15 protein-coding genes are annotated in these 16737 nt (G+C 44.4%); 6 read left to right on the forward strand and 9 right to left on the reverse strand.

The genetic code is table 11. The annotated features are described in order from the left end of the window. Positions 1-107 precede the first annotated feature (107 nt). Complete coding sequence (gene rfaY / locus B9P82_RS13115) at positions 108-794, forward strand: lipopolysaccharide core heptose(II) kinase RfaY (protein ID WP_101700436.1); 687 nt, start codon at positions 108-110, stop codon at positions 792-794. A gap of 67 nt (positions 795-861) precedes the next feature. Here rfaY and tdh read toward each other — a convergent pair whose 3' ends face one another. The 3 genes from tdh to yibB all read right to left on the reverse strand — a co-directional run bounded on the left by tdh (position 862) and on the right by yibB (position 4230). Then, positions 862-1887: an L-threonine 3-dehydrogenase gene (gene tdh / locus B9P82_RS13120; protein ID WP_016154972.1), complete on the reverse strand. Its 1026-nt coding sequence runs from the start codon at positions 1885-1887 to the stop codon at positions 862-864. A gap of 9 nt (positions 1888-1896) precedes the next feature. Further along, positions 1897-3093: a glycine C-acetyltransferase gene (gene kbl / locus B9P82_RS13125; RefSeq protein WP_046275754.1), complete on the reverse strand. Its 1197-nt coding sequence runs from the start codon at positions 3091-3093 to the stop codon at positions 1897-1899. Between the two features lie 279 nt (positions 3094-3372). After that, positions 3373-4230, reverse strand: coding sequence for a protein YibB (yibB, locus tag B9P82_RS13130; RefSeq protein WP_032932023.1), 858 nt, complete (start codon positions 4228-4230; stop codon positions 3373-3375). 278 nt (positions 4231-4508) lie between these two features. On the opposite strand from yibB, the gene rfaD reads away from it, so the two are divergent. The 4 genes from rfaD to rfaL are packed head-to-tail and all read left to right on the forward strand — an operon-like array spanning position 4509 to position 8694. Continuing rightward, a complete protein-coding gene (gene rfaD, locus B9P82_RS13135) occupies positions 4509-5441 on the forward strand; it encodes an ADP-glyceromanno-heptose 6-epimerase (protein WP_003827312.1) in 933 nt (310 codons plus the stop codon). A 2-nt stretch (positions 5442-5443) separates the two neighbouring features. After that, positions 5444-6490, forward strand: coding sequence for an ADP-heptose--LPS heptosyltransferase RfaF (gene rfaF, locus B9P82_RS13140; RefSeq protein ID WP_016154975.1), 1047 nt, complete (start codon positions 5444-5446; stop codon positions 6488-6490). A gap of 3 nt (positions 6491-6493) precedes the next feature. Continuing rightward, positions 6494-7471: a lipopolysaccharide heptosyltransferase RfaC gene (gene rfaC / locus B9P82_RS13145; RefSeq protein WP_101700437.1), complete on the forward strand. Its 978-nt coding sequence runs from the start codon at positions 6494-6496 to the stop codon at positions 7469-7471. Between the two features lie 14 nt (positions 7472-7485). Then, on the forward strand, positions 7486-8694 hold the full coding sequence (gene rfaL / locus B9P82_RS13150) for an O-antigen ligase RfaL (RefSeq protein WP_019078049.1): 1209 nt from the start codon (positions 7486-7488) through the stop codon (positions 8692-8694). Positions 8695-8730: 36 nt separating this feature from the next. Here rfaL and B9P82_RS13155 read toward each other — a convergent pair whose 3' ends face one another. The 6 genes from B9P82_RS13155 to rfaQ form a co-directional block, all read right to left on the reverse strand. Next, entirely contained in the window at positions 8731-9873 is a 1143-nt protein-coding gene (locus tag B9P82_RS13155) for a lipopolysaccharide N-acetylglucosaminyltransferase (RefSeq protein WP_210404996.1), read from the reverse strand. Positions 9874-9884: 11 nt separating this feature from the next. After that, complete coding sequence (locus tag B9P82_RS13160) at positions 9885-10898, reverse strand: glycosyltransferase family 8 protein (protein ID WP_101700439.1); 1014 nt, start codon at positions 10896-10898, stop codon at positions 9885-9887. Between the two features lie 90 nt (positions 10899-10988). Then, positions 10989-11999, reverse strand: coding sequence for a lipopolysaccharide 3-alpha-galactosyltransferase (waaO, locus tag B9P82_RS13165; RefSeq protein ID WP_032932027.1), 1011 nt, complete (start codon positions 11997-11999; stop codon positions 10989-10991). A gap of 74 nt (positions 12000-12073) precedes the next feature. Continuing rightward, positions 12074-12871, reverse strand: coding sequence for a lipopolysaccharide core heptose(I) kinase RfaP (gene rfaP, locus B9P82_RS13170; RefSeq protein ID WP_101700440.1), 798 nt, complete (start codon positions 12869-12871; stop codon positions 12074-12076). Further along, the gene (locus tag B9P82_RS13175) at positions 12864-13988 is read right to left on the reverse strand and encodes a glycosyltransferase family 4 protein (RefSeq protein WP_101700441.1); all 1125 of its coding nucleotides are present in this window, start codon (positions 13986-13988) and stop codon (positions 12864-12866) included. The genes rfaP and B9P82_RS13175 overlap by 8 nt, the downstream gene beginning before the upstream one ends. Next, a complete protein-coding gene (gene rfaQ / locus B9P82_RS13180) occupies positions 13985-15055 on the reverse strand; it encodes a lipopolysaccharide core heptosyltransferase RfaQ (protein WP_016157758.1) in 1071 nt (356 codons plus the stop codon). The genes B9P82_RS13175 and rfaQ overlap by 4 nt, the downstream gene beginning before the upstream one ends. A 397-nt stretch (positions 15056-15452) precedes the next feature. Here rfaQ and waaA point away from each other — a divergent pair, with 397 nt between their 5' ends. After that, positions 15453-16730 (forward strand): lipid IV(A) 3-deoxy-D-manno-octulosonic acid transferase, encoded by a 1278-nt coding sequence (gene waaA, locus B9P82_RS13185; protein ID WP_101700442.1) that lies wholly within the window; start codon positions 15453-15455, stop codon positions 16728-16730. The last annotated feature ends 7 nt before the right edge of the window (positions 16731-16737 follow it).

Consider the following 16737-nt stretch of genomic DNA (forward strand, 5'->3'; position numbering starts at 1 on the left):
GCTCAGCGGCCTGTGATAGCTCAGATCGTCTACATATTGAGGGACACAACCTGTATACTATACCCCTGTAAATTAACGCGCGATGTACACTGATATTGAGGAAAGTGATGGCCATCAGTAAGACACATGAAAAAGGTTATACGGTCTATTGCAAAGAGACCAAAACAGACCTTAAGTCACTGATGAATAAGTATATAAACAAAGAAATCAGTGGCAAACCGTTGAGCAGTGGTAACGCCATGCGCAGTGTAGAACTGGTCGAGTACAACTCACAAAAATTTATCATCAAAAACGACCGTGAAGTTGATCCTCGATTTGAGAAAAAAATGCAGAATTTTATCTCCGGCCCCTTTTATTCCAGGCTCATCAAGAAGCTGGACACACTCTCCCCGGAAATGCGCGCCTGTACAGCGGATCTCTACTATGCCGCTGAAAAAGTACGCCTTCGTCAGTGTCATGATGTTTATATTATTCATGAATATGTTGAAGGCACTCCTTTAAAAGAAATTAACCATAAGAATGCCAATGAAGTGAAGCAGTGCGTTCTGCGCCTTCACAAAGCCGGGTTGGCATCTAATGATATCCATCCTGGAAATTTCATTCGTACGCCAGGCGGTGAATTAAGAATAATTGACTTATCCTGTAAGGGAAATATGAAGATTTGCCAGGCTAATGATATTTTAGCTTTGCAGCGAAAATATCATATTCACATCAAAGGAAAAGGATTAATCTATAAGCTCATCTGGCTCAAAGAAGCGATAAGATCTTTATCCAGAAAGCTTCGTGGCAAATAGTATTTATTCTTTATACGGCCAGAATAAAGAATCTGGCCGTTGGTAGCATTTAATACAAGTCGAGCATTCAATCCCAGCTCAGGATCACTTTCCCTGACTGGCCCGAGCGCATCGCGTCAAAGCCCTGCTGGAATTCATCGATGGAGAATCGATGGGTGATAATCGGTGACAAATCCAGACCAGACTGAATCAATGCGGCCATCTTGTACCAGGTTTCAAACATCTCACGACCGTAGATACCCTTAATAAACAATCCTTTAAAGATAACTTTAGTCCAGTCGATGGACATGTCTGATGGTGGAATACCCAGCATAGCAATACGGCCACCGTGGTTCATGGTGTCCAGCATGGCGCGAAACGCTGGCGGCGCGCCGGACATCTCCAGACCGACATCAAACCCTTCGGTCATGCCCAGTTCAGCCATCACGTCGGTCAGACTCTCTTTCGACACGTTGACCGCGCGAGTGATGCCCATTTTACGCGCCAGTTCAAGGCGATACTCATTAACATCGGTAATCACCACGTGGCGTGCGCCAACGTGCCTGGCAACCGCTGCCGCCATAATACCGATTGGACCCGCGCCGGAAACCAGCACATCTTCCCCAACCAGATCGAACGACAGCGCCGTATGCACCGCATTACCGAACGGATCGAAGATAGACGCCAGGTCGTCAGAGATGTTGTCCGGAATTTTAAACGCGTTAAATGCCGGGATCACCAGGTATTCTGCAAAGCAGCCAGGACGGTTTACGCCAACACCGGTCGTATTGCGGCACAGGTGAGTACGTCCACCGCGGCAGTTACGGCAATGCCCGCAGGTGATATGACCTTCGCCTGAAACGCGATCGCCGATTTTAAAGCCTTTAACTTCCTGGCCGATGCCAACAACTTCGCCGACATATTCATGTCCAACGACCATCGGTACCGGGATGGTTTTTTGCGACCATTCATCCCAGTTATAAATGTGAACGTCAGTCCCGCAGATGGCTGTTTTACGGATTTTAATCAGCAAATCGTTATGGCCGACTTCCGGTTCAGGAACGTCGGTCATCCAAATGCCCTCTTCCGCTTTCAGTTTGGATAACGCTTTCATTTCACATCCTCAGGCAATAACGCCCAGTTGTTTACCAATGCGTGTGAACGCCTCAACAGCACGCGTAATCTGCTCAGGGGTATGCGCCGCAGACATCTGGGTACGAATACGCGCCTGACCTTTTGGAACCACCGGATAGAAGAATCCAGTAACGTAAATCCCCTCTTTTTGCAGCTCGCGGGCGAACTCTTGCGCCACTACCGCATCCCCCAACATGACCGGGATAATTGCGTGATCCGCTCCCGCTAACGTAAAGCCTGCGGCAGACATTTGCTCGCGGAACTGACGTGCGTTCGCCCACAGGCGATCGCGCAGCTCGCTGCCTGCTTCGACCATCTCCAGCACTTTAATGGAGGCAGAAACAATTGCAGGAGCCAATGAGTTGGAGAACAGATACGGACGGGAACGCTGACGCAACCACTCAACAACCTCTTTGCGCGCTGCGGTGTACCCGCCAGATGCGCCGCCGAGCGCTTTACCCAGCGTACCAGTGATGATGTCCACACGCCCCATCACGTCACAGTATTCATGTGAGCCACGACCATTTTCGCCGACAAAGCCGACAGCATGGGAATCATCAACCATGACCAGCGCGTCGTATTTATCCGCCAGGTCACAAACGCCTTTCAGGTTAGCGATCACACCATCCATAGAGAACACGCCATCGGTGGCGATCAGGATATGACGGGCTCCCGCTTCACGCGCTTCTTTCAGGCGCGCTTCCAGCTCGACCATGTCGTTGTTGGCGTAACGGAAACGCTTTGCTTTACACAAGCGAACACCGTCAATGATAGAAGCGTGGTTGAGCGCATCTGAGATAATCGCATCTTCTGCACCCAGCAGCGTTTCAAACAGGCCGCCGTTGGCGTCAAAGCAGGAAGAGTAAAGAATGGCATCTTCCATACCGAGGAATGCCGCCAGTTTTTGCTCCAGTTGCTTATGGCTGTCCTGGGTACCGCAAATAAAGCGGACCGAAGCCATACCAAATCCGTGAGAATCCATACCTGCTTTTGCAGCTGCAATCAGTTCCGGGTGGTTAGCCAGCCCCAGATAGTTGTTCGCACAAAAGTTAATAACGTGGCTTCCGTCCGCCACGGTGATATCCGCCTGCTGGGCAGACGTAATAATGCGCTCTTCTTTAAACAATCCTTCCGCACGTGCGGTTTCGAGATCGTTCGTTAACTGTTTGTAAAAATCCCCACGCATTTCAATTCTCCAGACTGGGCAAATTTCAGCACATATTACCCAAAGCTATACGCTGATACGAGATGACGCATCATCACTTCTTCAAAATGAAGCATAAATCACGTATACCCACATGGCTAATCAGTGATGCCGTCGTATGGATTCATTGGACGCACTGAATCGCAACCAATTGAATTGGCTGGATTTTATAAAAAATCATAAAAAAACAACAGCAATAGCAGAAGAATGCCTTTGCAGCATTCTATCTGGTTAGGTAACCCTTCAATCTCATTCAAGCCACTACTTTCGAGTGAGAAAAATTCGCAATGCCTGGAGTTTTGCACCTAAAGCGGTTCGCCGATAAACACGGAACAGATCGAACCATTTGCCCCGACCAAGGTAATTAAGCATTAATAGATCAGGGCGCTTGTAATAACACATGACAAAAATACCCTGATCATCATCAACAATATTATTTCTGAGAGTCTCTTTTTGACACTCAGTGACTAATGAGTAAAACTCTTTCCATTTCTCTGGTGAACCAACAATAGCGCCGCCGATAATATAAGTATGATTTCCGATCATAAAATCAAAAACCTGTTTTCTGGATGATATAACCAGACCCTTTTTAATCGTGAAGAGATGCATTTTATTACGGTCAAAAGGGAAGTCCCATACTTTTAATCCGCGAGTAACCTGCGGTTTACGGCAATATCCGAAGTCTACCCAGGCAACCATCGGAGTATTAACTAAGCCTGCATTTATGGCCTTCACTACAAAATATGCTTTTAAATTATTGATCAACACATATTCTGGAGACCAGTACTCAGGGTTACCTAGCTGTCGCGTCTCTAATTTATTCTTAAAGGTATCATCCTGCTGAATTTGTCTTATTTTATTATTAATATGCTTAAATTTTTTACCTAAATCTATGGTTATAATTTTTGTGGGCTTACCTTTGCGTATTTCCGCAACTCTGTCTTCAAACTCAGACGAGGTAAAAATAACCATGTCATTTTCTAAAGCGGCTAACCGTTTGAAGTAGTCAAAATAGACATCAGAAGATCGGGAAAGTTTTTCACGGAAGCCTTTATTAACAGTCCACTCCCCCCTACCGATATCAAAATATGCTGTCACAATAGTGGTAGACGATTTCATAACCATTTTCAAACCATTAATAAAAAAAATATTATATCACATAGTTTTTGTTTTTGTACATATAATATACATAGATGGATATAAAAAAACTAAGTACATTTAAGATTAATTTAATAGACTTAATAACCATTAAATAAGCATTATTATACTGGTGTTTATAGGCCTTCTACCGACCCACCATCTTACTTAAGAGGCTGAAGGGATGCCGATGTGATGGTATGATTACAGACATTAGTGTCTGAGATTGTCTCTGACTCCAAAATTCGAAGGTTACATTTATGATCATCGTTACCGGCGGCGCGGGCTTTATCGGCAGCAACATCGTCAAGTCATTGAATGATAAAGGCATCACCGACATCCTGGTGGTGGACAACCTGAAAGATGGCACCAAGTTTGTTAACCTGGTGGATCTGAATATTGCTGACTACATGGACAAGGAAGACTTCCTGATCCAGATTATGGCCGGAGAAGATTTCGGCGATATCGAAGCGATTTTCCACGAAGGCGCATGCTCCTCCACTACCGAGTGGGACGGCAAGTATATGATGGATAACAACTATCAATACTCCAAAGAGCTGTTGCACTACTGCCTGGAGCGTGAAATTCCGTTCCTGTATGCGTCCTCTGCCGCCACCTACGGCGGCCGCACTTCTGATTTCATCGAATCCCGTGAATATGAGAAACCGCTGAACGTTTACGGCTACTCAAAATTCCTGTTCGACGAGTACGTTCGTCAGATCCTGCCAGAAGCCAATTCTCAGATTGTTGGCTTCCGCTATTTCAACGTCTACGGACCGCGTGAAGGCCATAAAGGCAGCATGGCGAGCGTCGCTTTCCACCTCAACACCCAGCTCAACAATGGCGAAACACCAAAACTGTTCGAAGGCAGTGAAAACTTCAAGCGTGATTTCGTTTACGTAGGCGATGTGGCTGCGGTGAATCTGTGGTTCCTGGAAAACGGGGTTTCCGGCATCTTTAACCTTGGTACCGGTCGTGCGGAATCTTTCCAGGCCGTTGCCGATGCAACGCTTGCGTACCACAAAAAAGGCAGCATTGAGTACATCCCATTCCCGGAAAAACTGAAAGGTCGCTATCAGGCGTTTACCCAGGCCGATCTGACTAATCTGCGTGCTGCGGGCTATGACAAGCCGTTTAAAACCGTTGCTGAAGGTGTAACGGAATATATGGCCTGGCTGAACCGCGACGCGTAAGTATGAAAATTTTGGTGGTAGGCCCGTCCTGGGTGGGCGACATGATGATGTCGCAAAGTCTCTATCGCACGCTTAAGGCGCGCTATCCCCAGGCGATAATCGACGTGATGGCACCTGCATGGTGCCGTCCGTTATTGTCGCGCATGCCTGAAGTTAACGAAGCTATCGCCATGCCGCTGGGACACGGCGCGCTGGAGATCGGCGAGCGGCGTAAACTCGGTCATAGCCTGCGTGAAAAACGCTATGACCGCGCCTATGTGCTGCCTAACTCGTTTAAATCCGCGCTGGTACCGTTTTTTGCTGGCATTCCCCATCGTACCGGATGGCGTGGTGAAATGCGCTACGGCCTGCTAAACGATGCGCGCGTGCTGGATAAAGATGCCTGGCCGCTGATGGTCGAACGCTATGTAGCCCTGGCCTATGATAAAGGCGTAATGCTGTCAGCTAAAGATTTACCGCAGCCTCTGCTATGGCCGCAGTTGCAGGTAAGCGAAGGTGAAAAGTCCCTGACCTGTCGCCAGTTTTCCCTTTCTGCCGAACGCCCCATCATCGGCTTTTGCCCTGGTGCGGAATTTGGTCCAGCGAAACGCTGGCCACATTACCACTACGCAGACCTGGCGAAGCAACTGATCGATGAAGGCCATCAGATTGTGCTTTTTGGCTCTGCAAAAGACCATGACGCCGGAAATGAGATCCTGGCGACGCTGAGCGTTGATCAGCAGGCCTGGTGCCGTAATCTGGCGGGCGAAACACAGCTGGAGCAGGCCGTCATTCTGCTCGCCGCCTGCAAAGCGGTGGTCACCAACGACTCTGGATTAATGCACGTTGCCGCAGCGTTGAATCGACCTCTGGTAGCGTTATATGGCCCCAGCAGCCCGGATTTTACTCCGCCGCTTTCACACAAGGCTCGCGTAATTCGCTTGATTACGGGCTATCACAAAGTACGCAAGGGAGATGCAGCAGAAGGCTATCATCAGAGCCTGATTGACATCACACCCCAGCGCGTGCTGGAAGAACTCAACGACCTGTTGTTACAAGAGGAAGCCTGACGGATGCGGGTACTGATCGTTAAAACATCGTCTATGGGCGATGTACTGCATACGTTACCGGCATTAACCGATGCGCAGCAGGTCATGCCGGATATTCAATTTGATTGGGTAGTGGAAGAAGGCTTCGCGCAGATCCCATCCTGGCATGCAGCCGTTGACCGGGTGATCCCAGTGGCGATCCGCCGCTGGCGTAAAGCCTGGTTTTCAGCGCCGATTAAAGCCGAGCGTAAAGCCTTTCGCGATGCGGTGCGTTTACAGCAGTATGACGCGATAATTGATGCGCAGGGTCTGGTAAAAAGCGCGGCGTTGGTTACGCGTCTAGCACGTGGCATCAAGCATGGTATGGACTGGAGCACGGCGCGCGAACCATTGGCGAGCCTGTTTTATAATCACAAACATCACATTGCCAAACAGCAGCACGCGGTAGAACGTACGCGTGAATTGTTCGCCAAAAGTCTGGGATATTCCAGGCCCCAGTCGCAGGGTGATTACGCTATCGCTCAGCATTTTCTGAAAGAACGTAATGCTGATGCGGGCCAGTATGCCGTATTTCTGCATGCCACAACGCGTGATGATAAGCACTGGCCAGAAGCCAACTGGCGGGAGCTAATTGGCTTGTTAAATAACGCTGGCATACGTATTAAACTGCCATGGGGTGCTCCTCATGAAGAAGCACGAGCCCGTAGGCTGGCAAATGGTTTTTCTTATGTTGATGTTCTTCCACGGATGACTTTGGGAGAGGTCGCTCGCGTACTGGCGGGGGCAAAATTTGTGGTGTCGGTTGATACAGGCCTGAGTCATTTAACCGCTGCACTGGATCGCCCAAATATTACGTTGTACGGTCCAACGGACCCAGGATTGATTGGTGGGTATGGGAAGAATCAAGTGGTATGTCGCTCAGGAAGTGAAAATCTTTCAGACTTACGTTCTTCGACCGTATTGAAATCAATTAATTGCGATTTTTTAAATAATTGTCTGTAAGTGTCGGAGAAATGATGGCTTTAACAAAGTTTTTTTTAGATGAGAAAAAAAACTGGAAGATAAACTGGAATAGAGGACTTATATTTCTGTTTGTCGCCACCTATTTCTTAGGTGGTATTACGCGTTATAAACATTTGATTGTCATCCTGATGACTATCACAACGATAGTTTATTTATGTAAGAATCCTCGACATTATATTCCTATTTTTAAAACATTTGTTTTTGCAAGTGTATCATTTCTTGTAATCGCTACCTTCGTCTCTTTAGTGTTCACTCCTGAACTAAAAGCTAGCCTGAAAGAGATAAACAACTCAGTTGTTGAAAATGTCTTATTATGCACTATTGCGATCCCTGTATTACTAAGAGAAGAAAGCAAAGAAACCATTTCAAAGTTGATATTCTTCTCGTTCCTTACAGCTCTTAGTTTGCGATGCCTTTCAGAACTTGTCCTTTATTATCAGGACTATCAGCAAGGAATCATGCCTTTTACTAATTACCAACATCGCGGAATTTCAGATGCAATGGTGTTTTTATTCCCAGTGCTTCTGAATCTATGGCTCGTTAAATCAGCGAAATACCGTATATTATTCCTGTTGTTAGGGGCGATATACACCTTTTTAATTCTTGGAACATTGTCCCGTGGCGCATGGTTATCTGTATTCATTATTGCTCTTACATGGATAATCATGTACAAACAATGGCGATTGCTTACTGTAGGAATCCTCGTAGCTATTGTTGCTCTGACAGCTATATTTTCACACAAAGATATGTCAGAAAAACTGACCTTTAAATTGCAGCAAACTGACAGTTCATATCGCTATACTAACGGTACGCAAGGAAGTGCGTTTGACCTAATCTTAGAAAATCCAGTTATTGGTTATGGTTTTGGTAATAACGCTTATAAAACTGTATACAACAAGCGTGTTGTTGATTATCCAAACTGGACATTCCGCGAGTCAATTGGACCACACAACCTTATTCTTTTTGTATGGTTTGGTACAGGATTACTTGGACTTGTGGGTTTAATACTGGTGTACACTAGCATTGTGAGAGAATGTGTTACGCATGCATTTAGGGAGAATTACTATTCCCCATACAATGCTTATATAATAATTTTACTTTCATTTTTCGGTTATTTTATTATACGTGGCAACGTTGAGCAGATTGAGTTAGATCTGTTGGGTATTTTTGCAGGTTTTCTGTTAGCGCTGAAGAATAAATAAAATAGTAAAAAAAGGCTACTTTATGTAGCCTTTTTTTCACTCGAACCAGTTACAAATAACCTCTTCAAACCGTTGTGTAACCGCAGACCAACTATAGTTTCCAAAGACATATTGCTGACCTCGTTGGGCGGTATCCGCTAAACTACTTTCCGCCATTACCCTGGTAATATCCTGAGCAATAGTTTCTGCAGTCATCGGCTCTGTAAGGTGATAGCCTGTAATTTTATCTTTAACAAACTCAACCATGCCGCCTCGAGTACTGACTAATACAGGTCTTCCAGCGCCCATAGCCTCAATAGCCACCATACAAAATGGCTCCTGAAATTGAGAAGGAATCACAACTATATCTGCCAGTGGATAGTAATAGTGCATTTTCTCGGGTGAGATACTACCTAACATAATACAATGTGGTTTGAGGCGCTCAGCTATTTCCCGAACTTCACGCTGATAATCACCTTTATCGTTCTTACTTACTTCCATGTGATCACCAACAACCACAAGCTTCAGATTTTTGTTCTCATGCAGCAACTTTTCAAAAGCCTGCAGAAGTAAGAGAACGCCTTTATCAGGGACTATACGTCCAGCAAAAAATACCACCTTGCTTTCAGGGGGAATACTTAATTTATTTTTTGATATTGATTCATATGACGATTGATAGATATCCAGGTCAATACCATTAGGCACAATAACAATATCAGCTTCAGGAAGATAAGATTGATAATAGTTCTTCAAAAACAAACTTGGTACGATCATCTTAACTTTTTTATCAAGCAACTTAGGTTCAAACGCATTATGCATATGAATCACAACTTTAGCCTGAGGAGCTTGCGAACGAATTTGTCGATATAGCTTCATACTGTTATGGACAACAATCACACTTTGATCGGTTATCTCAAACTTTTCGGCAACTTTCAGTATGCGCTTTGAATAAGGTAACGGATCCAGCCGAGTCCACTTTTGGAAAATACGCTTATATACCGAGCTAAATCCAATACGATGAATACTACATCTTTCGTTTACGTAAGAATAATCAGAATATCCTTCATTCTTTATACAGACAATACAATTAGGGAATTTGGTTCTTTGGGCAACCTGATACATCCAGGTCTCAACTGCTGCGGCACCACGTGGTGGAATAGAATAAATAGGTGTTACAGTAAATATGATTTTATCAATCATAAAGATCACCATTACATTGTTTTATATTTAATTGCTGCGATCAGGCCTGGAATTATTTTATTTTGATAAAGAAGGTGTTTATATTCTTCTCTATATTCGTGCTTTTGTTTTGCAACTTGATAAGGCTGATTCTTCCATGGTGACTTCTCATATACTGTGCGGAAAAATTGTGCTGAGGAATAGTTAGCCCACTCGTGCCATGGTTTTGTTACACCAGTATAATGAATAAATACTGTCTCTTCATTAATCACTGATTTATAGTGATTTTTATTTTTAATCTCAAACTCAGACTTCAATGAATAAATTGAGTTATATTTCCTCGGTAGTAATACCGCATGATGCAAAAACATGATATTTAAAATATCCTGGTCAGGATATTTTACTCTGGAAACTATACTTTCATCTGACAATAGTTCGAAGAATTTTTTCGTTAAATTAGAGTTAAGCCATTGCTGCAAGTTTATATACATGACACCCGAGTTAAAGTAGTTGCCTTTAAACTCAGGATTATGTAGACGCTCTGCACTTTTATCCTGCATTGAATCAACATCTACTACAACCGCACCATATTCCCCATCAAATTTCAGTGCGGCAAGATCCTCTAAAGAGCCTTTACACGTAATATCAGCATCAAGATATAGCAGTCGATCTAATCTTTCAGAAAAATAATCAAATGAAAGCAAGCGATAGTATATTGACACTGGCCATATATTTGTTTTAGGTAGTGACACCAACGGTTCAGAATCAATATGATATAGCTTAATAACTGTTTTATACTGTTCTGCTAATTGTGTCAAAAGTACAATATATTCTTGATCTAAATAATCCGCAATAATATGAAAAGTAAAATTAATATTACTCTCTTTATTATTTTCAAGGATTGAGGCAATAGAAATTGCCGCACCAGTTTGGTAATTTTTATCGATTCCCCATGAGATATTAAAAGTGTCACGATCATCACATGGTGTAACACGTCTGTCTAACTCAATAATATCTTTGAAGTTAGTTAATCTTTTGAAGTCCAAGTTAATTACCTTTAATTATTTCAGCTATATTTTCCAGCGGCTAAGATATGCATTGCTGTTGATTATTTTAACAATGTACTTAGCCAGCAGTTAACCTTTCAACTTGGTCAGATAATAATTAAAGTAGTTACACAGTCCCTGAACGTATAACCCTTGTTTAAATTTATGCTTTGCACAATATCTGAATTGATTGCTATTGGTCGGTTTGAGAAGCGCTACTGAATGCCAGGGCGAGGCCTCTTTCGCAACTAAAAAACTCTTCGATACCGGATAGTTGGACCACTCATGCCAGGGTTTTGTCGGTCCCACATAATGAATGAAGACAGTTTCATTATTCACAGGATTGACTACTTTATCTTTCAGTTCATAATTAATGCTAAAGCGTGTATTGTATTTACCATTGATAAAAGTTACTTTTCCGGCTAACAACACATTAAGGACATCTTGATCAAGATGAGTTATTCTTTCCACCCATTCTGGAACTCGCAACATTTCGATGGCTCGGGAAGAGATATTATTACTGTGCCATGCATTGATGTTGATAAGTAAGAATCCAGCATTAAAGTATCCGGTGATTAATTCTGGAGTGGCCAGCGTTACAGAACGATTATGCCACCATTCGGAATCTCTTTCCGTTACAACGACAGCGATCTCATCTGCGGAAAACTTATAATCGACCAGTTCTCGTACACTACCCTGGCAAGCAATATCAGCATCCAGGTATAATAATTTATCTATTTTATTATAGAAATAATCTGCAATAACAAAACGGAAGTATGTTGCATAAGTCCAGTTTTTTGTACTAGGTAAGTCTTTTAATTTATTGCAATCAATTAGGTAAACTTTGATACAGGATTGATATTGTTTAGCAAGATCGGCGAATCTGGCTTTATCACTCTCATCGAAATAATCAGTAAATATATGAAATGTGAAATCGATTTTTTTATTCGACAATAATACAGAGGCTATTGATACACCGCAGCCAAATAAAAAATTCCTGTCAATACCATAACCGATATTAAAACAGTCTGCAGAAGCATTTTCCCGAAAATCGTACTCAAAAACAGAAAGGATAACTTCTTTATCGCTAAATTGAGACATTTGACTCTTACCAATTTTTGAGAAATAGACCATGTTCTCACATGATGCATTTCAAATAGTTCAGGATAAATTAATCACAGAGATTTACGGATTGTTCTTTCGCGTATTTTATTAGCTTTAACCTGAGCTTCCTTGAACAAATCAGCCTCCTGACTTAGGATGCTTTTCAACGGCAACTCGCAATAGATGCGTAGAAATCTATAAATATCACGCTGGGTTAATCCAATGTTCATGGACGAAAAATAGAGACCGATTAAGTCCTTATCGCGCCAGCGTTGGGGAACAGTCGACCGAATCTGAGCACGGTGCAAATCAATCACTGAAATCTTGAGATCGTCCTCATGCCCTGAAAAAGGCAGATGTAATAAAAAGTGGCAAATATAGCAATCGCGATGATTGATACCACCAGCATGCATCTTACGCACCATGGTGGCAACACGATCAATAATTATACGCTTCACTTTCACATCGGGAGAATTTGTGGCCCAATCAGCACAGTAATCTTCTAAGCTGATAGTTGGTGTAAGATCCTCAGTAATAATAAACGAGGTTTTAGTCAGTGGATTCACCCCTTTCTCACCAAATCCCACACCTGTCATTGTATCCACACCTAACTGACTCAGGCGATGAATGGCATTCCATTCTCTATCAGCACCTAATACTGGCATGCGTAATGAAAGTAGGTTTTTAACAATCTCTTTCAGAGAAGTGCCTCTGTGCCATTTTAAAAAATAGCTTTTACCCGTTAGTTCAAATCGTAGAGTACGGCGAGTCTCCAGTTCTCTGAATACTTCACCTTGTAAATTTTTAACTTCTTCAAATGCATCTTTCCCGCGCCATAGTGTGGCTAACGGTTCTTTTAATTCAACCATCTAAACCACCCGTAATCATATCCGCAGCTTTCTCCGGTAGGCTGTATAAATCTTGCGTATCCGCATAGTGTCGTGCATTTGCCCTCCATTCCAAACACAATGAAGGCTCTACTAGCGCTTTACGTAAGGCTTCATTCAGCGTTTCTTGCCGGAATGGTTCTGTAATTGTCATACCACAATTAGCATCAACAATATAATGCGCGTAACCGCATACGGCTGTGGTCAACACCGGCAGCCCGGCAGTGATTGCTTCTAGTAAAACAATACCTGCCGCCTCCTGATAAGCTGGATGCATCAATATATCAGCCGCAGCCATTAATTCTGCAACATCATTACGGCCAGAGTAGAAATGGACATTACTGCGTACGCCAAGTTTTTCCGCCAGCGCCTCAAATTTTCTCGGTCTGTCTTGTCCAACAACATACAGTAGCGTATTAGTTCGAAGCGTTTCTGGTAACGAGGCCAGTGCACGTATTGAACGATCCACACCTTTACGAGTGAAATCAGAACCTACCTGCAATAATAGATTTTGTTGCTCTGTTATACCGTTTTTCTGGCGATAAACTTCACGGCTATTCGGAATCTGCTGGCTATACTTCCTGTCCGGATAAATCCCTGGAGGAAGAATATGAAATCGTTTAGCTTCTGTCTGATAGTGTTTCTGAAAATCAGCAATCTGCTTATCAGTTAGCATCAATAGTTGCGTCGGTTTACCCTGCTCAAACGTCGCGCGTTCAAACTCTGCATAGTGCCGATATCGTGAAGTTAACCGATAGAGGAAACCTTTTTCTTGTGCCACTTTCTCGGCATAGCAAACGTCAGCAGCATAGTAGAGATCCAGCCCTGGCATTTTATTAAAACCAACAACCCGATCGACAGGGTGCTGAAGTAAATGTGCCTGGACCCAGGAATAATACTCCGCATTGCGACCATGGTTTGTCCGGGACTTGACCGGTACAAGAACCAATTCAAAAACGTCAGGACACTCACCTTCCCAGGACTGCGTATAGACACGAACCTGGTGACCACGTGCCGCTACAGTTTGCGCAATGCGCATAAAATCACGCTGTAACCCACCGAATGGGAAGTATTTATACAAACAGAAAGCAACAATCATACGGGACTCCCCGCTTGTGGCGGCACAAGTCTACCCGGTAATAATTTATCGATAGCAGCAATAACATCGTCAGCGGGTATCACCGAAAGATACATTTCATTGCGATCGCGCTGCTCGCGTGGAGGCATCGGACGATAATCACCAGCCCAAAATTGAATCATCTGCTTTGACCATGGTCGCCAAAAATTATGATCCGTTGCGCCAAACAGGCATATCAATGGTGTATCAACCGCAGCAGCAATGTGTCCCGGAGCAGAGTCCACCCCAATAAACAACTGCGCATGATCGATGACCGCTCCTAGCTCGGGGAAGCTCATCTTTCCCGCCAGAGCAGTAACGGGCTTTTCTTTGCAACCTTGTGCAATTTCATTCACGCAAGCCAGATCGTCTTCGCCTGGGCCTGAGGTCATAACTACCTCCAAACCACGCTGGTGTAAGGCGTCAATTACCTGTGAAAACTTTTCGTTATTCCAGCACTTGAAGCGTTGGCGTGCCGTTGGTTGAATTACAACGTATTCATCACCAACTCCAGCCCGATTTAATTCTGTGCGCATACGTTCCCAGCTATCCGGAGGATAGCTCATTGTTGTATGCGTAACAGTCGATTTAAGTTTCAACGGGGCCAGCACAGACAGATTGCTTTCCACCACATTTTCACCGCTAAGCGGAGCCAGACATGTAAAACTATTTTTCCAAAAAGAAGATTGCCGATGTGCATAATCTTGAGAGATTTTGATTGGCGCGTTCAGTAGCCGCATCAGTATCGCAACCATCCACTGATCGGTAAGGTTTACAACTAAATCATACCCGTTTGCGCGCAACGTTCCGATCAGGTGCAGAAAATTAGTAATTTTATCAGTTACTTTTGTCTTTTTATTTTTAATACCATAAAGGGCATTAATTTCTGGGTTTTCCGACAAAATTGGGATGGTATCCTGATAGAGAAGCACGTCGATTTTCGCATCAGGATAGTTCTGCTTTAGCGTACTAATGACCGGAGTTGTTAACAACATATCTCCGTGAAAACGCATTTTTATGACCAGAATTCTATTAATTGGCTTATCCACAAGCGGCTCTTTTATCGTGAGTGTCCGGTAAAGTTAAGCAGAAAAAAGCACGCTACCGCCCCAGGCTCAACAGCTACCTGATTACTGATATCGCACTGATTTTTTACGCGCTAGTGTATCACTTCTTTCGCCATGTTCCGACTCGAATAATTCTTGCACAGCCAATGATTTTAAATCATATAAATCAATGAATTAATATGTTCAGACCTTTTGATTTTTAGCCCTCTATCTCGACTAAACCGGAAAATATCAACAGAAAACGTAAAGATGCAAAAGATGCTGGTACCCTGGACATCCCCCGCGAGGGACGCTATTTAATTTAAAAATAGGAAAAGTATTGGTAAAGCCACAGCTAAATACATAGAATCCCCAGCACATTCATAAGTCAGCTACCATTATGCTCGAATTGCTTTACACCGCCCTTTTCTACCTTATTCAGCCTTTGATCTGGATACGGCTTTGGGTGCGCGGACGTAAGGCTCCGGCCTACCGTAAACGCTGGGGTGAACGCTACGGCTTTTACCGCCGTCCGCTAAAACCAGGCGGTATCATGCTTCATTCGGTTTCCGTAGGCGAAACGCTGGCAGCTATCCCATTAGTCCGCGCTCTGCGACATCGTTACCCCGACTTGCCGATCACGGTCACCACCATGACGCCAACCGGTTCCGAGCGCGTACAATCCGCTTTTGGCCCTGACGTTCAGCATATTTATCTGCCATACGATTTACCGGATGCCCTAAACCGTTTCCTGAATAAAGTTGACCCCAAGCTGGTGTTAATTATGGAAACCGAGCTGTGGCCGAATCTAATCGCGGCACTGCATAAGCGCCATATTCCGCTGGTCATTGCCAATGCACGTCTTTCCGCTCGCTCAGCTGCTGGCTACGCTAAATTAGGTAAGTTTGTTGGCAGGCTACTGCGCCGAATTACGTTGATTGCCGCCCAGAACGAAGAAGATGGCGCTCGTTTTATCACGCTTGGTGCCAGAAGCAATCAGGTCACCGTTACCGGCAGCCTGAAGTTTGATATTTCCGTCACGCCGCAGCTGGCCGCAAAAGCGATTACATTGCGCCGTCAATGGGCACCTCACCGCCCGGTATGGATTGCAACCAGCACGCACGACGGCGAAGAAAGCATTATCATTGCCGCCCATCAGGCGTTATTAAACCAGTTCCCTAATCTTTTACTGATTCTGGTACCCAGACATCCTGAACGGTTCCCGGATGCCATTAACCTCGTACGCCAGGCTGGGCTAAGCTATACGACACGTTCTTCGGGCGAAGTTCCGTCATCAGGAACCCAGGTCGTAATCGGCGACACAATGGGCGAGTTGATGTTGCTGTATGGCATTGCCGACCTTGCTTTTGTTGGCGGTTCGCTGGTTGAACGCGGTGGACACAACCCACTGGAAGCCGCGGCTCACGCCATTCCAGTACTGATGGGGCCACATACTTTTAATTTTAAAGATATTTGCGCCCGCCTCGAACAGGCAAGCGGATTGATCACCGTCACCGACGCAACTACGCTGGTGAAAGAGGTCTCTTCTTTACTGACCGATGCAGATTATCGTAATTTTTATGGCCGTCACGCAGTTGAAGTTCTGTATCAAAATCAGGGCGCGCTTCAGCGTCTGCTGCAGCTGCTGGAACCTTATCTGCCATCCAAAACGCATTGAGGCAAGT

Source organism: Citrobacter sp. L55 (genome assembly GCF_002850715.1).
GTDB lineage: Bacteria > Pseudomonadota > Gammaproteobacteria > Enterobacterales > Enterobacteriaceae > Citrobacter > Citrobacter braakii.